Below are 23511 nucleotides of genomic sequence, written 5' to 3'. Positions count from 1 at the left end.
AAGTGGGGGAAATTGAACTCGCAACGGAGAACGACAGAGAGCAGATACTGGCTTTATATGAGATGCAAAAGGGCAGGGAGTTTTGTGCGTGGGATGAGGATTATCCGTCGAATGAAACGATTGACTTTGATCTGTCCAGAGATGCTCTGTTTATTATAAAAGAAGACAATAAGGTAATTGCTGCAATTTCTCTTGAAGTAGACGAAGCTGTGGATAGCCTGGAATGTTGGAATAAAGAACTTTTTCCCGGGGGAGAGCTTGCACGTGTTGCGGTGGATCCGTCTATGCAGGGTAAGGGAATTGCAAGAAAGCTGATGCAGCGCGGTATGGATGAACTCAAGGCGCGTGGCTACAAGAGCATCCATTTTCTTGTGAATAAGTACAATGTAAAAGCTATACGTTGCTACTCGGTTTTTGATTTTAATGTTGTCGGCGAATGCTTCATGTACGATCAGGACTTCCTGTGCTACGAGAAGGCGTTGTAATAGAAGGCTTAGAAGTTTCGGGATGTGTATGAAAAAAGGAGAACGGATGGCTTACAAGCAGGATAGTGAAAAAATCATAACTCTTGAAAATGCGACTAAAATATATGCCGGAAACACGGTGCTGGATGGCATTTCACTTTCGTTTGTCAGGGGGGAGTCTGTCGCATTTATTGGACACAACGGCTGCGGGAAAAGTACGATGTTAAAGGTGCTTGCAGGGCTTATCTCACTTAGCGGCGGGGCTGTGAATTATCATCAAAAACTCCGATTTTCATATGTACCCGAGAAATTTCCCGGAATGGAAATAGAGATGCTTGACTATTTAAATGGCATAGCCGCTATGGAAGGTGTGGACTCCGGAGAGGTGATGCATCTGATAAATGATTTCTTTTTGGAATCGATGATACATACAAGGCTTGATAAGCTTTCAAAGGGTAGCCTTCAAAAGGTAGGTGTCATTCAGGCTATTATTAAAAAGCACGATGTTCTTTTGCTTGATGAGCCTCTTTCAGGACAGGATACGGATTCGCAGGAGGTTTTCATAGCTAAGATAAATGAACTCAGAAAGCAGGGAGTTACTGTTTTCATGTCCTGCCATGAGCAGAGACTTGTTGATGAATTGTCGGATAAGGTTTATATGATAGACCGAGGAAAGCTTGTAGAGGCGTCAGCGGATGTGGCGAATGACAGGCCGAAAGTTGTAGGAGGGAGTGAGGTATGAAAACATTACTTAGCCTTTGCAATATAAGGCGCAAACTCCTTGCTAAAAATTCAGTCCTTGTTATCCCTACGGTTGCAACTGCGATTTTTATCGGAGCTATGTATTCCGTAACGCCTGTGTTTATCTGCAGCAGTTTTTTGATGTCGTCATTTTTTATCTACATCATTGGCGTATTTATTTCCATGACGCTCCAGGCAAAAGAAAATGATGTCTTTGAAGAAACGCTTCTTTTGCACTGCGAGTCCGGAAAAAGTTACTACCTTTCAAGAGAACTTATAATGTATGGAATTAACTGCATTTATACGCTGATATTGCTTGGATATCCGATTATAAGATATCTTTCGGACAACAATTTTTTCACAAGAAACATGACCGCTTTTGATGTGATATTCGGCGGCCTGATTATCTTTGTGAGCGGACTTGCAGGTATGGAAGTCGGGGACTTTTTTCATCCGAGAATTTTTACAAAGAGAAGAGATTCCATAATAGGAGCAATATTCGTGTCGGTTCTGGCGATATGCAAACTCGGACTGATTGACAATTATCCGATTCTTAAGGTGCCTTGCATACTTCTTCCGCCGATTATGGACAGCTTCAAGCTTGTGGGAGATTCTGATATATTCAGTCCTGCAGGTATGCTACTGATCTGCATTCATATGGTGGGCTATTTTCTGGTGGTTATGCTATTGAAAATCAAGTTATTGGGAATTAAGAAGTTCAGATTTTAATATATAGGAGGAAAAAGTCATGCCATTTATTTCAACAAAAACAAATGTAACAGTATCAAAAGAAAAAGAAGTTCAGCTCAAAGAGCGTCTTGGAAAGGCAATCTCAATCATCCCCGGAAAGAGCGAGAGCTGGCTCATGCTGGCCATTGAAGGTGATATTCCGATGTACTTCAGGGGAGATGATTCTGCATCTATCGCATTCATTGAGGTTAAGATTTACGGAAATGCATCTCCGGATACCTATGGGAAGATGACAAAGGAACTGACCGGAATATACGGCGACATTCTTGGGGTAGCGCCTGATCATATGTACATCCGCTATTTCGGATCGGATGATTGGGGATGGAACGGAAACAATTTCTGATAGAGAGTGAGGATGCTTAAGGAGCGCATTGTGCATGCGCTCCTTTTATTTTAATATAGTATCTATGTGAAAAAACTTTTGCGGAGGAGATGAAATGGGCGATATTGCAGCTATGAAAAAATTTGATGCGATAGTTTTTGATATGGACGGAGTCATCTTCGACTCCGAGAGAGCAACAATGTATTGTTGGATAGAGCTGGCTGAGAAGTACGGGATTGAAGGGATTGAGAAGCCTTATCTTGAGTGCACCGGCACAAATGATGCAAAGACAAGAGAAATTATGATGAACGCCTATGGACCGGATTTTCCTTATGATGAGTACGCGAAGGAAGCTTCGAAGATGTACCATGAAAAATATGATGGCGGAAGACTCCCGATGAAAAGCGGAGTTTTTGAGATTTTGGATTTTTTGAAGAATAATGGGAAAAAGATTGCCCTTGCATCATCAACCAGAAGGCAGACCGTAGTTAACCAGCTAAGGGATGCGAAAATTCTGGACTATTTTGATGAGATAGTTACGGGAGATATGGTTTCAAAGAGTAAGCCTGAGCCTGACATTTTTCTGCTCGCCTGTGAGAAAATAGGCGTCGCACCGGAAAATGCCTATGCGATCGAGGACTCCTTCAACGGCATAAGAGCCGCTCACAGAGGCGGGCTTCGGCCGATAATGGTTCCGGATCTTCTGCCTGCGGACGATGAGATGAAACAGCTTTCGGAAGCAGTGCTCGATAGTTTGAACGACGTGATTATTTATTTTTCTCAGAATTAGCCTTCCCCCTGGGGGGAAGGTGGCGCGAAGCGCCGGATGAGGGGAAGGAGGTTCCCATGAAAATCGGAATCTTATCCGATATACACAGCAATATAGTGGCCTTTAAGGAATGCATAAAGTATTTGGAGAAGGAAGGCTGCGATGAATATATTTTCCTTGGCGACTATGTGTCTGACACACCCTACACCAGGGAAACAATGGACTGTCTCTACGAGTTTATCGGCTCGCATACATGCCACCTTCTAAGGGGGAACAGAGAAGAGTACATGCTCGGGCAGCAGAAGGTACTAAAAGAAGGCAGGCGAGATCAGTTTTGGAGATACAATTCTGCAAGTGGGAATCTGCTTTTTACCTATGAACAATTGACTGATGAGGACCTGGATTTTTTCAGTAAATTACCAATTACTTTCGATTATGAAAAAAACGGCTATCCCACAATTAGGTGCTGTCACGGATCGCCGGTAAGTTCCAGGGAACTCATACAGCTTGGAAGTGATGAAGCAAGGTCCTGGCTCGATAAGATTCCGTGCGATTACATGATATGTGCGCACACCCATTTCCCCGGAGAATATGTTTACAAAGACAAGCATTATATGAACTCGGGATGCATCGGAATATCCATAAATGATGCAGGATTTGCTCAGTGCATGATCCTGGAGGACGAGCTATCTGATGGCAAAGTTGTATGGAAGCCGACATTTCTGAAGATACCTTATGACAATAAAAAAGTGGTTCACGACATGGTTTCATTTGGACTTCTTGAGAAAGGAAAATGGTTCATCAATTGCAACATCAAGATCCTTTTAACCGGAGAGGACCGCGCAGCGGAGATGGTAGCGCTGGCAGCAAAGCTCTCGGAGGAAGCCGGAGAACAGACCGTGTGGCCGGAGATTGACGAGAAGTATTTTGCACTTGCGGCAGAGGAATTTAATATTCCGGATTACCGGGAGGAGGCTTTATGAAAATAGTGACAGCCATAGATTCCTTTAAAGGGAGCATGTCCTCAATCGAGGCAGGAAATGCCTTTGCAAAAGGAGCGAGGAAAGTTGATCCAGACATAGAAGTTATAGTCAGACCTCTTGCGGATGGCGGCGAAGGAACTGTGGACGCCCTTATAGAAGGCATGAACGGACAGCGGATATCAGTGACTGTGTCAGGACCTTTAGGTAAACCAGTCATTTGCGATTACGGAATTATAAGTGAGAAAAAGCTGGCAGTAATTGAAATGAGCGGAGCAGCAGGCATTACGCTGCTTTCAGAGAGTGAGCTGAGTCCGCTTGATACTACGACCTACGGCGTCGGAGAAGTGATAAGAGATGCAATCGGCAAGGGATGCAGGAGATTCATAGTCGGAATCGGCGGAAGCGCCACAAACGACGGAGGAACAGGAATGCTTTCAGCCCTTGGCTACGAATTTCTTGATAAAAAAGGAGAGCCGATAGCCCTCGGAGCAAAGGGCCTTAAAGACCTTGCAGAAATTTCGGATGAGCATGTACTTCCGGAACTTAAGGACTGCGAATTTCTGGTTGCCTGTGATGTGAAAAATCCGCTATGCGGACCAAACGGCTGCAGTGCAATATACGGACCTCAGAAGGGTGCAACCCCTGAGATGATAGGGGATATGGACAAGTGGCTTGAGAACTATGCAAGGTTGGCTATGGCAAAATACCCTGCAGATGCTAAGTGTCAGGGGACTAGTGCAGATGCTGAATATCCTGGGACCGGAGCAGCCGGCGGAATGGGCTTTGCCTTTCTTGTTTTTACAAATGCTACGCTGAAGCCCGGAATTGAGCTTGTTCTGGAGGAGACGAAGCTTGCGGAATATATAAAAGATGCAGACCTCGTCGTAACAGGTGAGGGCATGCTCGATGCGCAGACAGCGATGGGAAAGGCACCTGTCGGTGTGGCAGCGCTTGCAAAAAAATACGGTAAGACTGTGATCGCCTTTGCGGGCGGTGTTACAGAGGACGCCGCTGCCTGCAACAAAGCCGGAATTGATGCCTATTTTCCTATAGTCAGAGGTGTCACGACGCTTGAAGAAGCAATGCAGAAAGAGACTGCCATGAAGAATATGGAAGCTGCGGCTAAGCAGGTGATATCACTTTATGAGGTAAGTACGCGTTGCAAGGTGATTTCGCGTTAGGTTTGATGGTGACTTTGAGGTATACTTCTGCGAAATCGAGATAAATGTAAAAAGCACAGAAGGTGATTTGATGATTATTATGAGTGTATCTGTGTTTTGAAGAAAACTGGGAAAAACACAGACGTTGCTCTAGAGGACTATCTGTGAAACAGAAAGAAATTTTAAAAACACAGAAGCTGTCCTATAAAGCATCTGTGAAATGGAAAGAAAAGTAAAAAACACAGATACTATCCCCAAAACGCATCTGTGAAATGAAAAGAAAAGCTAAAAGCGCAGAAAACACCACTAAAGAAGAATAAGCACATAAGCACGCAAGGTGGGGAGGACATGAAAGCATCAGCATTTTGGCCGCTTATGCGGTTTGGAGTAAAGACAGTATTATTTAAGAAAAAGGATCCAATCCTGGGGACGGTTATAGTTACAGATAAGTGCAACTTAAAGTGCAAGCACTGCTCGGTAAACAACATAACGGCGGTGATGCATCCCTATGAACAGATAAAAGGTGAGATGAAGCAGCTCTTTGATATGGGCGTAAAAATCCTCTTTTTCTGCGGAGGCGAGACCTTTATCTGGAGAGATGGCGATAGGACTATAAAAGACCTTGTTCATGAAGCTAAAGCCATGGGTTTTCTCATAGTAAATGTGGTTACGAATGGGACATTTCCGATTGATCTTCCGGAGGCGGACCTGATACTGCTAAGTCTTGACGGAGACAGGGAGAGACATAACGCGGTCAGAGGCGACACCTACGATACCATCATGGAGAATATTAAAAATGCGACTTCGGACAACATCTGTTTTTACATGGCGGTCAATCAGATAAATAAGGATGCTATTCGAGACGTCTGCTATACAGCAAGAGACATGAAAAATGTCCGTGCAGTGTCCTTCAATTTCCATACGCCCTATCCCGATACGAGGGAGCTTGCGCTGTCTAAGGAAGAGAAGGCTAAGTGCTGCGAGGTTATATCGCAGATGATGGATGAGGGAGTTCCGGTCTTTAATTTAAAGAGCGCATTTCCGTACGTCATAAACAACAGCTTTCCCACACCCTGTGCGCAGTGCCTTGTAATCGAAAACGGCAAGATATCAGTGTGCGGACGATGCATCGATGTGCCCGGACTTTGCGATGAGTGCGGCTACTTCTTCGTTGCCGAGTACACACTTTTGTTTGGCGGCAACTTAAGAGTTATTTTTGAGATGTTTAGAACTTACTTGAAATACGTGTAATAGGATTTTATATGAGCTTTAAAACTGAACTTACAAGGATGTGGTTTACCAGAAGTCTTGAACCATTTACTTTTACCAATGAATACGACAACGAACTGGATTACGGAAAAGCCGAGCAATTGGGGCTCTACGTGCACATTCCGTTTTGCAGATCCATTTGCAACTTCTGTCCCTACTGCAAAGAGATTTATGATGAGAACAAAATGAGTGAGTACATAGATGCTCTCATCAAAGAGATACATCTTGTGGGCAGCAGGTATAAGGAAAAGAAGACAGTGACCAGCCTCTATTTCGGAGGTGGAACACCCGCGCTCGCAGCAGACAGAATTGGCGACATAATAGGTGCTCTTAAGGAGCACTTCGTAATAACGGACGGAATTGGCTTAGAACTTCATCCGGATAATGTAGAACCTCAAACGCTAAGAAAATTGAAGGAAGCCGGTGTCACAAGAATCAGCATAGGAATACAATCCTTTCTGGAAAAATACGGCAGCGTACTTGGAAGAAAAAGCATTGATATAGATGCAATGAACAGGGCTCTGGACGAGGTGCCCTTTGATACTGTTTCCATGGACCTTATTTTTGCACTTCCCGGGCAGACAATAGAAGATTTGAAGTCAGATATAGATAAGGCCTTTGAGACCGGAGCCAATCATGTGGCAGTCTATCCCTTCATTGATTTTACCTTCACGAAAAGTCCGGTCAAGGCGATGCCCAAGCGGCAAAAGCGAGAACTCATGGATGAGATGACTGAGTATTTCGAGGAAAAGGGATTTTACAGGAGCTCTATCTGGACCTTTTCCACTAAGGAGGAAGCGAAGTATTCATCTATGACCAGGGAGAATTTCCTTGGCTTTGGATGCTCTGCAACAACTCTTCTAAAGGACAGCTTCAAGGTTAATACCTTTTCAACTAAAGAGTACTGCAAGCGCATAACAGAGGGAAAACTTCCGACTTCATTGACCATCCGTTTCAGGAAAAGACAGCGCATGGTCTATTACCTGTTCTGGACATCATATAGCACAAGAGTGAATATAAGGGATTTTGAGGATTTCTTCGGAGTGCCTTTAAAGAAAATGTATGGCTTTGAAATTTTCATGGCGAAGCTATTCGGATATATTACTGAGGAAAATGGTATGCTGACGCTGACAAAAAAAGGCGCCTTCTATTTCCATTATTATGAAAACTACTACACGCTTTCCTACATCGATAAGATGTGGGGACTTATGCGAAAAGAGGCATTCCCTACGGGGATGAAGTTGTAAGCACTGATAAAATGCCGGGCAGGCTGTGCTTCCACAAAGAATAAATGAGGACAACAATATGGAACAACATAAGAGAAGAGTTCATTACTCCGGGAAGTATCCCAGGAAATTCGAAGAAAAATATAAGGAGCAAAATCCGGAGAAGTATGCGGATACGGTTGCTCATGTAATTTCAAAGGGTTCGACTCCCGCGGGGATGCATATCTCCATCATGGTGAAGGAGATTCTTGAGGTGCTGAACATTCAGCCGGGTGAGCAGGGACTTGACTGCACGCTCGGGTATGGCGGTCACACCAGGAAGATGCTGGAGCAGCTCCAAGGAAAAGGCTGTGTCTACGGACTTGATGTCGATCCTATTGAGTCGAAGAAGACAGTGGAGAGACTTCGCACAGCAGGCTTTGATGAAAACCTGTTTAAATTCAAACTCACCAATTTTGCCAACATTGATGAAGTCTGCAAAGAAGCCGGGAAGTTTGACTTTGTACTGGCGGACCTCGGTGTTTCTTCCATGCAGATAGATGACCCCAAGAGGGGATTTTCCTACAAGATTGAAGGCCCGCTTGACCTGCGACTCGATCCGAATCACGGACAATCCGCAGCAGAGAGACTTCACAGCATAACAAGAGATGAATTTGTGGGCATGCTTGCCACGAACTCCGACGAACCTTACGCGGAGGAGATTGCTGACAAGGTCTTTAACCTTATGAAAAAAGGCGATCCCATGGATACAACTTCAGCCCTCAAAGCTGCGATAGAATCCGCTCTGTGGAAGGTACCAAAGGAAGAGAAAAACGATGCGATAAAAAAGAGCTGTGCCAGAGTATTTCAGGCGCTTCGAATAGATGTGAATTCGGAATTTGAGGTGCTCTATGCATTCCTGGAAAAGCTTCCAAATATCCTTAATCCCGGTGGAAGAGTGGCGGTTCTGACTTTTCACTCAGGAGAGGACAGACTTGTGAAGCAGTCCTTCAAAGCTCTCTTCAAGGAAGGAGTCTACAGCGATATCTCCAGGGATGTCACAAGACCTTCACCGGAGGAACAAAGACTCAATCCACGCAGTAAATCCACAAAACTGAGGTGGGCTGTTAAGGCGTGAAGCATGATTTGAAGATTTTTACGGAGAGATTATTCCTCATTTATAGAAGGTAGCCAAGAAAATGCTAAAATTCATGAAATCTTGGTAAGGTAAAAGTCAACCTGTACCAAAATAAGAAACAAATAGTAGATATATTGGTACGGCAAAAACTAAATTGAACCAAGATAAGCAGGATAATATAGATATCTAGGTACGGTAAAAAAGATTCCGTGCCAAGATAAGAAATAAATCGCAGATATCTTGGTATAACAGAAAAGATATGGTACCAAGAAACAAGTAAAAACCAAGAAATCTTGGTGATAGAAAACAGAAAGAATACCAAAAAAAGGTAAAACCTAGAAAATCTTGGTAGATGAAAGACGACCTGGTGAATCTATGATGAAGATGGCCCAAGCGCAACATCTATAAAAAAACAAATAGCATATATTTCTCTATTATTTCCCCCTGAACTCGATTGGGGTGACACCGAAGCTTTTCTTGAAAAGCCTGGTGAAATAAGAGTAATTGTCGTAGCCGACGTACTGTGCAATGTCGTGAATAGGATAGTCCGATTCGGTAAGCAGCTCCTTTGCAAGGGACAGGCGCTTTTCAATCACATAATTTTTGTAGCTCATGCCGGTCTCCTTCTTGAAGATTTTGGTTATGTAATCAGGATCGAAGAAGAACATGACTGAGAGCTGCTCGCGGCTTATTTCCTCACGAAAATGATCATCGACATACTTAAGAAGCGCCTTGATATTGGATTCGTTTTCGGAGGCATCGGTAGGAATCTCGGGAATTGTGGGACCGGCTTCGGAAAATGCTTCCCTGAGATCCCTGGTTTCCTGCAAGGATTCGGCTTCCTTCAGCGCTTTCTTTATGATCCTTGTGAGTTCTGCGTAGTCGATGGGCTTCAGGAAATAGTGGAAGCTCTTCAGCTCGATGGCTTTTTGCGCATAAGTAAAATCGGCATAATTTGTCAGGAAAATTGTGGGCACGGGATTTCCCTGCTCGCGAAGAAAATTCAGCAGATCAAGACCTGAACCGTGTGGCATATCTATGTCACTAAGGAGCAGGTCTATATTATTATTCGCCATAATTTCTTTGGCGGTATTTATGTTGCCGGCGGTGAAAACCTCGGTTATTCCAAGGCTTTCCCAGGCTATTCCTTTTTGCAATGCCGCAATAACAAAGCGGTCATCGTCTACCAGCAGAACTTGCATTATTCATAATTCCTTTCAAAAACGGAAGACCAACTTTCACGACACCTCCGCCTAATTCATCATTTTCCAAAGTGAACTCAAATCTATCCTCATAGAGAAGCTTAAGTCTTCTGATGCAGTTGGAGATTCCTATATGGGTGCCGTCATCTGTGGTCAGGTACTCACCTGCTCTGATTTTTTCTATAACTTCCAAAGGGAATCCCTGACCGTTATCTCTTATACAGATCTCAATGTAATCCTCATCGTTTCTGACATAGTCATGTCCCGTGATGGAGATCTTCAGAGAGTCGTCGGAGGGCTCCGCGTACTTGATGATATTTTCCACAAAAGTAATCAGAAGGAGCGGCGGAATCATCACGTCCATATCCTTTTCATCAATGTCGCAGCTATAATCGATGTCCTCCGAAAGGCGCATCATCTGGATATCAAGATAATCCTCAGCGTGCGCAATCTCACTGCTAAGCGGCACATAATCCTTGTCCGCCTGGAATAAATACCTGAAGTACTTAGATGTGAACTGCAGCATTTTCCTGGCTGCCGAGGCATCTCCGAGACTCAGCATACTGTCTATCGTCGTCAGGCAGTTTAAATAAAAGTGTGGTTTTATCTGTTGCTGCAGGAAAAGGATCCTGAATTTATTCTGATCAAGCTCAGCTTCGTATATGTTTATTCGAAGTCTTGTTATTTCGTGAACGAGGCTTTTAAACTGGTCATTTATCTGGTTGAGCTCCTGCATCTTGCTGTCTGTCAGATCGAGACTTGCGGACTCTGCGTCGGAGAGGGAATCCATTTTTGACAGATTACTTGAAAAAATCTTGATCGGAAGAATCACCCTCTTATAGGTTACAAGTATGTAGCCTCCCATAATTAAACTAAGAGCCAGAGCGGTCAGGACGACCAGGAACTGAAGAAGGAATATCTTACCGTAGTTGCCTAGCATGTCCGAATCGATAACCAGCGTAAAGGGAAGACCGGCGTCCTCGCCTCGAAAATAGAGCCTGTTGTAGTAATAACCGATAAGCCCTTCGGGGCTCTTTGCGCTCTGATAGTAAGTATTTCCCGCAAGATCCTGGAAGGTGATATTGCCGTGTGATCCAAGATTGATTGTGAAGAGCGGAGACAATATATCATCAATGGAAACCAGCGAGATGAAGGTCCTATGTTTATAGGTGACCAGATAGTACAGATAAGTCTTTCCGTCTATGACACTTGGAATCCATGAAAAACGGTCGCCGCTGACCGGTTTTTCGACATCATCAATTACCTTCTTTTTTATCTTCTTATAGGTCTCATAGTTCACTGTAAGTTCCGAGGCATTTATGAAAATATCGCCCTCATCCCAGTAGAAAAAGTACATATATTCCGAGCCTGTGGAATATTGCATATCACTTACACGAAGGCGCAGATCATTACCCGCCTGCCTGAAGTCGCCCATGTGCTTCTCCGAAGAGAAGGCATCAAGAATGGGATCGTGCACGACTGTCCATTGGACGAAGTGCGCGATGGCATCAAGCCGGTGGCTTAGATCATTCTGATAAATTGTTATGGCATTTTCCAGTGCGAGATTGTTCTGTCTTCTTATTTCCCAAAAAGAGTAGCCGCTTATGAACACAAAAATAATGACTACAGGGATAGCTGTCCAAAGTGTTTTCCTTAAAATCTGCACCACCGGATAGCCCATATTTCTTCTTTTCGTTTTCATAGCTTAATTATAAGTAAAAGATTTAGATTGCACCACATTAAATCGTTTCCTGTTCGGAAAAGTGCTATCCATAAATCTGAAAAGTGCTATTTTTTGATTTTTGAAAAATATAACATTTAGCACGTAAGGAGAAACGACATGAAAGAAAAAACACTTAAGAATTTCAAAAAATACTATCAACTTTATCTGTTACTTGTGCCGTCGGCGATTTTGCTTTTTTGCTTTGCTTACCTTCCGATGGTCGGAATTGTAATCGCTTTTCAGAACTACTCGCCGGCACTCGGAATTTTACACAGCCCCTTCGTGGGAATGAAAAATTTTATACAGTACTTTAAGTCCTATCAGTTTGGGGTGACTATAAAGAACACGCTGTTGCTAAGTCTGTACAGCATAGCGGTGGGATTTCCCCTTCCGATTCTGCTGGCACTTATGTGTAACCAGATGAAGACAAAGATGTTCAAGAAGGTCTTCCAGGTAATCACCTACCTTCCGCACTTTATATCAACCATGGTTATGTGCGGATTGGTGCTGATCTTCTTATCACCCAGCAACGGACTGTTTGCCAATCTGTGGAGGCTCTTCGGTCAGGAATTTCCGAATGTGATGTCAAGCGCGGCAAGCTTCAAGCACGTATATGTGTGGAGCGACATCTGGCAGCACCTTGGATGGGACAGCATCATATATCTGGCAGCTCTCGCAGGAATAGACCCCACTTATTACGAAGCTGCGACCGTGGATGGTGCGAGCACCCTTCAGAAAATCAGATACATCGATATTCCGATGATCATGCCGACAGCGATGGTGCTCCTTATCATGAGAGCTGGCAGTATCTTAGGCATAGGCTTTGAAAAGGTGTTCCTTCTTCAGAATGTTCAGAACATCATGAGCAGTGAGATCATCTCAACTTACGTATATAAGATGGGTATGCAGAGCATGCAGTACAGCCTCTCCACAGCGATCGGTCTGTTCAATACGGTAGTTAATGTGATAGTTCTCTTGCTCGTGAATTTCATGGCAAGGAAGTTGACAGACAGTAGTCTGTTTTGACAATGCCTTCTCCCAATGGGAGAAGGTGGCGCGAAGCGCCGGATGAGGGGAATGAAAAGGAGAAATAAATCTATGGAAAACATACTTAAATTCGAGACCTCCCGGATGGAAATAAAAAAGCGTAGTAAATTTTCCGGAGACAACCTGGTAAACGTCATTTTTCATCTGATTGCGGTCCTCATGATAATCGCGGTAATGTATCCGCTCTGGTTTGTCATAATCGCATCCTTCAGTAATCCCGCGGATGTGGCAAACGGTAAGGTCTGGTTATGGCCAAAAGTTATAGATGTAAGGGGATACCAAAAGCTTTTCGAACAGAGCCAGATTTGGAAAAGTTATTGGAACACCATTATATATACCCTCACCGGTACTTTGGTTTCGTTGTTCGTTAATATAACGGCCGGTTACGCTATGTCAAGAAAAGACCTGCCCGGTAGAAAATGGATAAATACTTTCTACCTGATCCCTATGTTTGTAAGCGGCGGTCTGATTCCAACCTACCTTGTAGTGAAGCAGTTTGGACTTCTTGATTCATTCTTCGTAATGGTGATTCCATTTGCGGTATCCACTTACAACATAATAGTTGCGAGAACTTTCTTTCAAAACTCGTTGCCGGAATCCCTCTGGGAAGCGGCACAAATAGATGGCTGCAGCACCATGAGATATTTTGTTCAGTTTGCAGTGCCCCTTTCAAAAGCAGTGATTGCCGTAGTCGGACTTTGGACCGCGGTAGGACTTTGGAACTCATGGTTTAATGCACTGATTTATCTGCAAAATGAAGATCTCATTCCGCTGCAGCTCCTCCTTCGAAGAATTCTCATTTCCAATGAGTCCTTGCTGGGAGCGGCGACGGGAACAATGGCTCAGGAGCTGAGGCAGCTCTCTGACATGATGAAATATGCTTCAATTGTGGTTTCTACATTGCCTATCATGGCCCTTTATCCTTTCTTGCAGAAATACTTCAACCAGGGCGTGATGATAGGAGCAGTGAAGGGATAAATAACTAATTACTTTAGCGACATTTGTTCAGCAAAGTAATAAAATATTTTTAAGGAAAAAAGGAGAGAAATATGAAAAAGACGGCATTGATGACAGCAGGCATTCTTGCACTTAGTGCACTTGTATCGGCATGCGGACAGAGCAAGGCTGCAACTGACACTGCAGACATTGCACAGACTGAAACACCCAAGAGCGCAGAGGCCGGCTCTTATGAGGTTGCTACAGTAAGATGGGCAGACTGGGGAGAGGACTACCACACAGGTTTTCCGGATGAGGCTGCCAAAGAGGCAGGAATTTCCATAACCTGGGATACAATCCTCAATTCTGACTGGGCTGATAAGAAGGCTGTACTTCTTGCAGGCGGCGACCTTCCGGATGCGTTTATGGGATCCATCTGCTTTTCAGAGTCTGATGTCCTGACAAATACGGGATCCTTTATCGCACTTGACGACTATATCGATGAGTATATGCCTAACTTCAAGAGCATCATCGAGAGTGATCCTACTATGAAAGCTCTTGCAACTTCAGCGGACGGACATATCTATGGACTTCCTTCCAAGAAGCCCTGCAGACCTACTGTCGCAAACCAGATGTTTATAAATAAGAAGTGGCTTGATAACCTTGGACTCGAGGTTCCCACAACCTATGAGGAGTTTGAAAAGGTTCTTACAGCATTCAAGGAGCAGGATGCCAACGGCAACGGTGACCCTAACGATGAGATTCCTTTCGGTCAGGGTTATGCTGATTCGGTAATGTTCTTCTGCCTTCCCTTCGGTACAACAATCGGAGCAGACGGCACATACATGATGGCAATTCAGGACGGCGAGCCTGTATATCTTCCTGTGACAGAAGGCTACAAGGAAGGCATCGAGTGGATGCACAGCTGCTTTGAAAAAGGGCTCATTGACCCTGAGCTTTTCACCGAGGATTCTTCCATGCGTGACGCGAAGCTCATGAATGAGACCCCCATCGTAGGCGCAGCTCCCGGCTGGACAGCTGACTCTACCTTCGGCGCAAATTCCGACCAGTACGTTGCACTTCCCGCTCTTAAGGGACCTTCAGGTGAAAGCTACATCTCTGCTGATCCCGAGCACTGGAACTACAGCAGATACGAGTTTGTTGTAACATCATCCTGTGAAAATCCCGGAGCACTCCTTTCATGGGTGGATAAGTTCTACACAGAGGACGCTTCAATCCAGAACTTCTATGGCTCCTTCGGAGTTGGTGTTGAGAAGAATGACGCCGATGGAACATACACTGTTCTTGAGCCTCAGGACGGAAACTCTGCAGACACCTTCGCATGGATTCAGTCACTTCGCGACTTCGGTCCCAAGTATGTAGCAGACGGTTTCAACGATAAGGTTTCCTACGCGGCAGAAAACGGTGATGCAAGTAAGCTTGCACTTGATAAGGAACTCGGAAAATATGCTAAGGAAGCATTCCCTAACGTAAGCTACACAAATGACCAGCTCACCACACTTGCAACTCTTTTCACAGACCTTGATTCTTATGTTACATCCAACCAGGCAACCTGGGTAACAGAAGGCGGAATTGAAGAGCAGTGGGATAGTTACATCAAGACCCTTGAGACCATGGGCTATAACGACTTCATTCAGATTCAGAAGGACGCCTATAACACATATAACGCAAACAAATAAAAAGCAAGAAGGACAAGTATGAAAACATTTAATTTTAACCCACTTTGTCCGACCGAAAACATACTTCTTGGAGCAAACTATCGCATTAGCATTTTGACGGATAGCTTGCTCCGTCTTGAGTATGAAAAAGACGGACATTTTACAGACAACGCAACGCAGGTTGTACTTAACAGAGACTTCCCGAAGGCAGAATTCGAAGTCCTTGAAGACAACGAAGAGAAGCTGATCTTCATAACGAAGAAACTGAAAGTCACATATGACAAAAAGGATTTCACACCTAGAGGTTTACAGATAGAGCTCTTTGGAACGATGAAATCCGGCTCTGATATCCCTGAAAAAAATGGTGATGACAGCAATCAGGAGAATAATTCTGAAGTAAATAACGTCATCTGGAACTACGGAGAGAACGGCAGAAATCTCTTCGGGACCGTGAGAACGTTGGATGAAACCAACGGAGTGGTTCTGTATGAAAAGGGCCTGTTTTCACGTGAAGGCTACGCCTGGTTCGATGATGGCGAAAGCTGCGAGCTGTCCGGCGAGGACATTTTCGATAGAGAGCATCCGGAGAAGGATGTCTACTTCTGGGGCTACGGCACGAGATTCAAGGAAGCTCTGAAGGACTTCTATCACCTTTGCGGAAAGGCGCCCATGATCCCCAGATATGCGCTTGGAAACTGGTGGAGCAAATACGAGAAGTATACGGAGCAGAGCTACCTGGATCTCATGGATAAGTTCGATGAGGAGAATGTTCCGATCACAGTGGCCGTAATCGACATGGACTGGCATCTCACCGAGATTGATCCTAAGTACGGAACCGGCTGGACGGGCTATACCTGGAACAAGGAATACTTCCCGGATTACAGGAGATTCCTGTCAGAACTTCACAGAAGAGGAAAAGCTGTTACCTTGAACTTACATCCCGCGGATGGAATAAGAGCTTTCGAGTCGATGTACGAGAAGGTTGCAACCCGCATGGGCATTGATCCGGAATCAGAAAAACCGGTGGAGTTCGATCTTATGAACAAGGACTTCGTGGACGCCTATTTTGAGGATGTTATGCAGCCCTATGAAGAGGACGGCGTGGACTTCTGGTGGATTGACTGGCAGCAGGGGACCAAGGCTAAGTCGGGAAGTGTGGATCCTTTGTGGATTCTCAATCACTACCACTTCCTTGATCAGCTCCGCAGAGATAAAAGAGCTATGATCTTCTCTCGTTTTGCGGGAATAGGAAGCCACAGATATCCTATTGGATTCTCGGGAGATACCTGTGCAACTTGGGTCAGCCTTGATATTCAGCCGTTTTTCACATCGACTGCTTCAAATGTGGGCTATGGCTGGTGGAGTCATGATATCGGAGGACATATGCACGGTGAGGAGGACACGGAGAGGACCTGCAGATGGATTCAGTTCGGAGTCTTTTCACCAATAATGAGACTTCACAGCTCCTGCAATCCGTTCTTCTTCAAGGAGCCCTGGAACCTTCCTCAGCCCATGAGGAGCGTAGTCGGGGACTTCATGAGACTAAGGCACAGGATGATTCCGTATCTCTATACGGCGAACTACAATGCATATAAAAATGACGAACCGCTGATGCAGCCACTTTACTACGGAAGCCCCGAAAACGAAAAGGCGTATCGTTCCAGAAACGGTTACTACTTTGGAAGTGAACTGGCAGTTTATCCCATTACGAGCCCGCTTGATGACGAGCTTCAGATGGGTGAGGTACTTGCTTTTATCCCTGAGGGTAGATGGATAGATATTTTTAATGGCAATGTCTACGAGGGTGACAAGCTAAGAAAGCTCTACAGACCTATCGAGCAGATTCCTGTGCTTGTTAAAGCCGGCGGTATTGTTCCGATGGCGGATGAGATCACTTCGGACGTAAATAAGCTTCCCGAAAAGCTTAGAATTTACCTCGGCGTCGGCGCAGACGGAAGTTACACACTTTTTGAAGACGACGGACTCACTAACGGATACATGAAGGATGAGGGAGTTTTCACAAAGATAACTCAGACCTATGACCATGAAAAGAGAGAACTCTGCGTTGAAATCAGCGGAGCTGAAGGGATGACAAGCTTCCTTCCCGAGCAGAGAGAATTTACGCTTGTGCTCTGCGGGGTAGAGGATGGCGTAATGCTTGAAGGCTCTGAAGAGAATAACGGAACTGATGCTCAGCAGACTTTGGACTATGATGAAGATAAAAAGCAGGCGATTGTTTCTCTCGGAAAAGTCATTGCTGCAGAGAGAACAAAGCTTGTTATAAAGAATGTTGTTCTAAGCTCCAACGCCAGAGAAAAAGAAGTGTTTAAGCTTCTTAAGAGATGCAAGTTCAGCTATGACATGAAACAGCGAATTTACGACAGTTTCTTGCAGGGTGGCCTCAGATTCGAGGAAGAGATAAGAAATATTGATATCTCTGAAAAGATGAAGGATGCACTTGTAGAGATAATTGTTTAAGGTATTTATAGAGATAATTGTTTAAGGCACTTATAGGAGAAGATTTGTTGTTTGGGATTTTTTGTTGAACAACAAAAGAATAATAAATGTCTGTTTTGTTGTCTTGGAATTTTAGGTAAACAATAAAAGTGCAAAAAGGTAGCTGATTTGTTGTGAGGATAATTTCAGAAGACAACAAATATAGCAGAATTCACAGGATTTGTTGCAAGGATTAATTCTACGTACAATAAAATAAAAAGATTCCCAAGAATTTGTTGCAATACAATGCATCCCCAAACAACAAAAATAGTAGATCATGTAGAATTTATTGTATAGATATGTAATAGACATGTTTTAAGGCCGCTGCAAAACGCAGCGGCCTCAATATTATTATGCAGAAAGCTCTGTAGCTTCAACCTGCTCATCCTTTACGGAAAGCTTCTTGTAAGTGAAAACAGTAAGTGCCATAAATATTGCACAAACAACTACAGCTTCAACCATGCTGAGAGGTCTTCCGAGAACTGAAGGGATTGCAACAGCAACAGTATTGTTGATAATGTGAATAATAATTGCAGGAATTACTGAATTAAACTTATAAGCAACGAAAGCAAGTGCAAGGCCAATGGGAAGTGCATATAAGCTCTGCATGGGATTCATGTGCATGATAGCGAACATAAGCGCAGAGAGGATGACACATCCTACAATTGCAAAGGCCTTTTTAGAACTCTTGAGCATTACTCCTCTAAAGGCCAATTCCTCAGCGATAGGTGCAAACAGTGCGACTGTGAGTACTGCTACAATTTGATTTCCGCCTGTTACAAGCCCCATCAGCTGACTGAATAACTCAGAACTTCCGGGAATAAGAACTGTAGTAATTTTGGAAATGATTAAATCAAATGTATAGAAACCAAGTGAGATGCATACAAGAAATGCGATAGCATTTACATTTGAGATCTTTTTAAGACCTGATTCATAGGTTCCAAGCTTCTGATCTTTCTTAACGGATCCGAGATAGTACCAGAGACCGAATATTACGATGCATGCAATCTCACCAACGAACTGTAATACTGTTAAGATTCCGGAAATGTATTCCATGTATTCTTCATTAGTTGCAAAGGCTTCGCCGGTCTGTGCATAATGTAATGCAGATGCTCCAACAGTTCCGACAGCACCTATGATTGCCTGGATTCCTATAAAGAGCAGCATAATTCCGATTGCTGCCAATATTGCTTTTGCTTTACTTCCTTTTGTTGTTTTCATACTCTTTCTCCTTTTTTCACATAAAATTATAGTTTAATAAAATACATAAAAAAACTTCAATCGTACGGGCGATTCCGTATCGCGTTTTCTGTCGTTCCCTTGCCCGATGAAAACATGATAATTCGGAATCATTTCCTCAGATTGAAGTAAATCTTAACGTAACCTTATTTTTACATTATTTGTTTATTTATCAGATAATTCTATTCGCTTTGAGAAGGAATATCTGACTCATCCTTATGTGAAAAAGGCAATCTTCTGTAAAAGAAAATTGAAAGCCCAAGGAATATTACAACAAAGCATGCACTTATAGCAGGAGGAAGCTCCTTTTTTAGGATTTCATTCAGTATTACCGCGCCTGCATTGTTTATAATACCTATCATCATACCGGGGATTGCAGAATTGAATTTGTAGGAAACAAACATCATAACAAGGCTAAAGGGAATTCCATATATCGATTGCACAGGGTTGAGCATTATAATTGCAAGCAGTATGGAAGGTATGATTATGCATCCGGCTATTCCAAAAGTTTTCTTTAAATTCTGCATCATAATGCCCGGGAAGGCAAACGCAGTTCCCATAGAGGATAATAAAATCATTGAAATCAGATTTATGGGGGTTGGGTCAGAAACACCTGCCATTATACGGTAGAAATATTCACCGCTTTCGGGAGAAAGCATCATTACCAGATCAGCAACATGTCTGTCAAAAAGACCGATTGTAAGCGCTGAAAAAACAATAAAACCTATGGCATTGATATTGCAGATTTTATCAAGGCAAGGCACATAAGTTCCGGCAAGTTGATCTTTTTTTACATATCCCAGATAGTACCAAATTCCAAAAAGAATTGTACCTATCAGATTGGAAACAAATACCATTATTGGCTGATATGACATCACAAAAGCAGTCAGGGCTTCATTATCCATACTCTCACGTGGGACAGAAACGGAGATAATTATACTGGCAATTATTGATACCACCAATTGAATCAACAGGTAAAGGAGCGCTATACCTACTGCTCCAAATACTGTTTTTACCTTGTTTTCCTTTTTTGTTTCCATAATTCTTTTACCTCTCTAAATCCTTTTTCAAGGGTAAAGTTACTACAAAGCTTTTGTAGCCATCATCCGTGTTTTCAATGTATTCAAGACTTCCGCCATGAAGCTCGGCAATTCTTTTTGCTACTGACAATCCAAGTCCGCTGCCACCGCTTTTCCCCTTCTTGTAGGGTTCAAAGATATGGTCCTTTAAGTCATCCTGCAGAAACGGGCCATTATCTGAAAAGCTGATAACAACATCGTTTTCTTCCTTTACCGATATCTTAAGGGTAGTATTCTCAGGGTTGTGTCTGATGGCGTTATTTATCAGATTTGTAAAGATACGTTTCATCTGTTCTGTGTCATAGCTGCAGATAACTTTGTCCGGTATATCGGGTTCAAGAATGATTTTCCTGTCTTCAAATCTGTAGAACATATCTGCAAGAATCCCGCGAAGGAGCCCTGAGATATTGCCTTCTTCGGGAAAAATCTTATAGTCGGTACTTCCGTATTTTGCGTACTCAAGCATGTCCTCCAATTGGACATTGGCTGCCCTTATTTGCTGCTCGATGATAGTCAGATAATGGTTTCGCTCATCCTCTGGAATATCCTTTTCCTTGAGGAGCCTGGCATAGCCCATTACCATAGTCATGGGAGTCTTCAGATCGTGAGCGATACCTGCATATAACTGCCTGTTTTGTTCCTCGTTTTGCTCTCTGATGTTCTGAGCCTCTTTTAATTTCAAAACCATGTTATTGAAGGCTTCTTCCATCTCTGCGAATTCAAAACTGTCCTTTACTTCCATCTGAACATCGAGATTCCCTGAACTTACCAGATTCATGTTGTCCGCAATTTTTCTGGCGGGATCCGAAATGTTTTTCTCCAGAATATTGGAGAGAAACCAGAAGAGAAGATAGGTCACAATCATACTGGCTAGAGTGATCTGAGTACTCAGATCATTAGGAACTCCCTGGTTATCGTATATATTGTTTATGACCCCTGTCAGGAAATCCTTGATCTTATCCAGAAATAATATAAGTAAAAAAACGTAAGCCAGAATAAGTATCAGAAATGTTTGCAGCTTTCTTTTGTATCTCAGTCTCATTTTTCTTCCATCCGATATCCAAGTCCTCTGATGGTGTGAATATAATCATTTTCCCCGTCAGAGATCTTAGCTCTAAGTTTACTTATGGCGACCATGATGCTGTTATCATCCGGGAACTTATCACTGTCCCATGCTGCCTCATATATCTGATCCTTGGTGAGAACCTGCCCGATATTACTCATGAAAAATTCGGTCATCCTGTATTCAAGAGCTGTAAGCTCCACGGATTCATCATTTTTATAAAGACGTTTCAGACCGGGATTCAGTCTCAGAGATCCGCAAATAAGCTCTTTTCCTTCCTCCTGACGATCGTAGCCGTAGCATCTTCTGAGCGTAGACAGCACTCTTGCAGCAACCTCCATGGGATCGAAGGGCTTTACGATATAATCATCCGCTCCAAGATTAAGGCCCTTTATTCTGTCAAGAACATCGCCCTTGGCAGTGAGAAACAGAACCGGCACGTTGCTTTCTTTTCTGATCTTCTCAACCAGTTCATAGCCGTCCATAACGGGCATCATTATATCTGTGATAACAAGGTCAAACTGTTCTGATTTAAATAAATCAAAAGCTTTGCTGCCATCATATTCTTCCTTTACAGTCATTCCGTGCATTTCAAGGCAGACCTTGAGAAGACCTGCGATCTGCGGCTCGTCATCAACGACCAGCACTTTGTACTTTTTATCCGCCATAATAACTCCCTCTAACCCACTTTTTGTTTTTAAAATATAATAATAAACCACGTTTATTTCTGCAAATTGAAGTGAATCTTAACGCAACCTTAACACTCCCTGATATCTTTATACAATCTTAATACGAGAGAGCAATGTTTAATATAGTCTTATTTGATTCGGAGTTACTATCTAGATAAGTAATAAGACCTCACAGAAATTTTATGTAAAAAACAGAGGTCAACAGGAGTTTATATATGACATTAATAAAAAGTGTAAAGGAGAGACTTACTTCCTTTCAGATTATTATTATAGGATTTGCCGGCGTTATTTTGCTGGGTGCCTTTATGCTTATGCTGCCGATCGCTTCAAGAATTGGAGTGCTTACACCTTTTGATAAGGCTCTTTTTACATCCGTATCAGCAGTTTGTGTAACGGGACTTGTTGTAGTTGATACAGCCACCTATTGGTCGTTTTTTGGGCAGCTTGTGATATTGATTCTTATTCAGATCGGAGGGCTGGGGGTTATTACAGTTGCATCTTTGATGGTGATGCTTGCAGGAAGAAAAATCAGTCTTATGCAGAGACAAACTATGCAGAATGCAATCTCTGCTCCGCAGGTAGGTGGAATTGTAAAGCTTACCAGATTTATTTTTAAGATATCTTTCCTGATTGAAATGGCAGGAACAGTTCTTTTGCTTCCGGTATTTGTGCCTGCGTATGGCATAAAAGGAATATGGATGTCGCTGTTTCATGCAGTTTCTGCCTTTTGTAATGCCGGCTTCGATCTGATGGGAAATAAAACGGGCGAATTTAGTTCTTTGACATCTTTTTCCGCTAACGGATATCTTAGTTTAGTTATTTCAATGCTGATAGTAATAGGTGGTATCGGTTTTGTTACTTGGAAGGATGTTATATCCAAAAAAAATGCTTTTAATGAATACAGAATGCAGACAAAGGTGGTTATAGTGACTACCGCGATCCTTATAATTATTCCATCTATCATTTTCTTCTTTACGGAATTTTTAAGTGCTCCTATGGATGAGCGCATATATATGTCTGTTTTTCAGGCAATAACGCCCAGAACAGCCGGATTTAACACAGCTGATCTTACTAAAATGACAGATGTGGGGCAGGGGATAACAATGATTCTCATGTTGATCGGAGGAGCCCCGGGATCAACTGCCGGAGGCATGAAAACAACTACGGTGGCTATTCTTTATGCCAATGCCATTGCTGTATTTGGAAGTAAACCAAATGCAAACATTTTTGGCAGAAGAATTGAGGACTGCATTGTAAAAAGTGCATCTACTATTCTTTTTATGTATGTGACCTTTTCAATCGGTGCTGCAACAATTATTAGCATGACAGAAAATCTTCCTATGGAAACCTGCATGTTTGAGGCTTTTTCAGCTATCGGAACAGTAGGCCTCACACTTGGGGTTACACCGTCACTCTCGTTTTTTTCGCACATTTTGCTGATGTCACTTATGTTTTTTGGGAGAGTCGGGGGTCTGACCATTGTATTTGCCGCTTTTTCACACAAGGATAAGAGTATTCTCAGATATCCTACTGAGAACATAATGGCGGGATAAGGAG

General features: G+C 43.2%; 21 protein-coding genes. 15 read left to right on the top strand and 6 right to left on the bottom strand.

Annotated elements, in window-relative coordinates; all coding sequences use genetic code 11:
- Positions 1-2 precede the first annotated feature (2 nt).
- The 10 genes from BMW61_RS17940 to rsmH all read left to right on the top strand — a co-directional run bounded on the left by BMW61_RS17940 (position 3) and on the right by rsmH (position 8801).
- On the top strand, positions 3-485 hold the full coding sequence (locus BMW61_RS17940; protein ID WP_242876795.1) for a GNAT family N-acetyltransferase: 483 nt from the start codon (positions 3-5) through the stop codon (positions 483-485).
- A gap of 46 nt (positions 486-531) precedes the next feature.
- Positions 532-1206: an ATP-binding cassette domain-containing protein gene (locus BMW61_RS17935; protein WP_049946104.1), complete on the top strand. Its 675-nt coding sequence runs from the start codon at positions 532-534 to the stop codon at positions 1204-1206.
- On the top strand, positions 1203-1934 hold the full coding sequence (locus BMW61_RS17930; RefSeq protein WP_091824797.1) for a hypothetical protein: 732 nt from the start codon (positions 1203-1205) through the stop codon (positions 1932-1934). Before BMW61_RS17935 ends, BMW61_RS17930 begins: the two co-directional genes overlap by 4 nt.
- 19 nt (positions 1935-1953) lie before the next feature.
- Positions 1954-2298, top strand: a complete 345-nt coding sequence (locus tag BMW61_RS17925; protein ID WP_091824794.1) for a phenylpyruvate tautomerase MIF-related protein — start codon at positions 1954-1956, stop codon at positions 2296-2298.
- 94 nt (positions 2299-2392) lie between these two features.
- Positions 2393-3067: an HAD family hydrolase gene (locus BMW61_RS17920; protein ID WP_242876793.1), complete on the top strand. Its 675-nt coding sequence runs from the start codon at positions 2393-2395 to the stop codon at positions 3065-3067.
- A 56-nt stretch (positions 3068-3123) separates the two neighbouring features.
- Positions 3124-4029: a metallophosphoesterase family protein gene (locus BMW61_RS17915; RefSeq protein WP_022762156.1), complete on the top strand. Its 906-nt coding sequence runs from the start codon at positions 3124-3126 to the stop codon at positions 4027-4029.
- Positions 4026-5210 (top strand): glycerate kinase family protein, encoded by a 1185-nt coding sequence (locus BMW61_RS17910; RefSeq protein WP_091824792.1) that lies wholly within the window; start codon positions 4026-4028, stop codon positions 5208-5210. The genes BMW61_RS17915 and BMW61_RS17910 overlap by 4 nt, the downstream gene beginning before the upstream one ends.
- Positions 5211-5537: 327 nt before the next feature.
- Positions 5538-6440 (top strand): radical SAM protein, encoded by a 903-nt coding sequence (locus tag BMW61_RS17905; protein ID WP_091824788.1) that lies wholly within the window; start codon positions 5538-5540, stop codon positions 6438-6440.
- An 11-nt stretch (positions 6441-6451) separates the two neighbouring features.
- Positions 6452-7705 carry a coproporphyrinogen-III oxidase family protein gene (locus BMW61_RS17900; protein WP_091824786.1) on the top strand — a complete coding sequence of 418 codons (1254 nt, stop codon included), beginning with the start codon at positions 6452-6454 and terminating at the stop codon, positions 7703-7705.
- A 58-nt stretch (positions 7706-7763) separates the two neighbouring features.
- A complete protein-coding gene (gene rsmH, locus BMW61_RS17895; protein ID WP_091824783.1) occupies positions 7764-8801 on the top strand; it encodes a 16S rRNA (cytosine(1402)-N(4))-methyltransferase RsmH in 1038 nt (345 codons plus the stop codon).
- Between the two features lie 434 nt (positions 8802-9235).
- Here the strand turns inward: rsmH and BMW61_RS17890 are convergent, their stop codons facing one another.
- Complete coding sequence (locus BMW61_RS17890; RefSeq protein WP_022762151.1) at positions 9236-10003, bottom strand: response regulator transcription factor; 768 nt, start codon at positions 10001-10003, stop codon at positions 9236-9238.
- Positions 9978-11705: a sensor histidine kinase gene (locus BMW61_RS17885; protein WP_091824780.1), complete on the bottom strand. Its 1728-nt coding sequence runs from the start codon at positions 11703-11705 to the stop codon at positions 9978-9980. Before BMW61_RS17885 ends, BMW61_RS17890 begins: the two co-directional genes overlap by 26 nt.
- Positions 11706-11843: 138 nt before the next feature.
- Between BMW61_RS17885 and BMW61_RS17880 the strand changes: the two genes are divergently transcribed.
- From BMW61_RS17880 to BMW61_RS17865, 4 genes are all read left to right on the top strand, one after another.
- Positions 11844-12752, top strand: coding sequence for an ABC transporter permease (locus BMW61_RS17880; RefSeq protein ID WP_091824778.1), 909 nt, complete (start codon positions 11844-11846; stop codon positions 12750-12752).
- Positions 12753-12824: 72 nt separating this feature from the next.
- Complete coding sequence (locus BMW61_RS17875) at positions 12825-13751, top strand: carbohydrate ABC transporter permease (RefSeq protein ID WP_207650199.1); 927 nt, start codon at positions 12825-12827, stop codon at positions 13749-13751.
- A gap of 71 nt (positions 13752-13822) precedes the next feature.
- On the top strand, positions 13823-15409 hold the full coding sequence (locus tag BMW61_RS17870) for a type 2 periplasmic-binding domain-containing protein (protein ID WP_022762147.1): 1587 nt from the start codon (positions 13823-13825) through the stop codon (positions 15407-15409).
- 18 nt (positions 15410-15427) lie between these two features.
- The gene (locus BMW61_RS17865; protein ID WP_091824775.1) at positions 15428-17866 is read left to right on the top strand and encodes a glycoside hydrolase family 31 protein; all 2439 of its coding nucleotides are present in this window, start codon (positions 15428-15430) and stop codon (positions 17864-17866) included.
- Positions 17867-18235: 369 nt separating this feature from the next.
- Here BMW61_RS17865 and BMW61_RS17860 read toward each other — a convergent pair whose 3' ends face one another.
- The 4 genes from BMW61_RS17860 to BMW61_RS17845 form a co-directional block, all read right to left on the bottom strand.
- Positions 18236-19105, bottom strand: a complete 870-nt coding sequence (locus tag BMW61_RS17860; protein WP_091824772.1) for a CPBP family intramembrane glutamic endopeptidase — start codon at positions 19103-19105, stop codon at positions 18236-18238.
- Positions 19106-19305: 200 nt separating this feature from the next.
- Positions 19306-20163, bottom strand: coding sequence for a CPBP family glutamic-type intramembrane protease (locus BMW61_RS17855; RefSeq protein WP_091824770.1), 858 nt, complete (start codon positions 20161-20163; stop codon positions 19306-19308).
- 7 nt (positions 20164-20170) lie between these two features.
- Entirely contained in the window at positions 20171-21244 is a 1074-nt protein-coding gene (locus tag BMW61_RS17850; protein ID WP_091824767.1) for a HAMP domain-containing sensor histidine kinase, read from the bottom strand.
- Positions 21241-21933, bottom strand: coding sequence for a response regulator transcription factor (locus BMW61_RS17845; RefSeq protein WP_022762142.1), 693 nt, complete (start codon positions 21931-21933; stop codon positions 21241-21243). Before BMW61_RS17845 ends, BMW61_RS17850 begins: the two co-directional genes overlap by 4 nt.
- Before the next feature lie 236 nt (positions 21934-22169).
- On the opposite strand from BMW61_RS17845, the gene BMW61_RS17840 reads away from it, so the two are divergent.
- A complete protein-coding gene (locus tag BMW61_RS17840; protein ID WP_091824764.1) occupies positions 22170-23507 on the top strand; it encodes a TrkH family potassium uptake protein in 1338 nt (445 codons plus the stop codon).
- Positions 23508-23511: the final 4 nt, after the last annotated feature.

Source organism: Butyrivibrio sp. ob235 (assembly GCF_900109475.1).
In the GTDB taxonomy this organism is placed as follows: Bacteria; Bacillota; Clostridia; order Lachnospirales; family Lachnospiraceae; genus Butyrivibrio.
The sequence above is the reverse complement of the archived record's forward strand: the minus strand, read 5'-3'. Positions and strand labels throughout refer to the sequence as shown.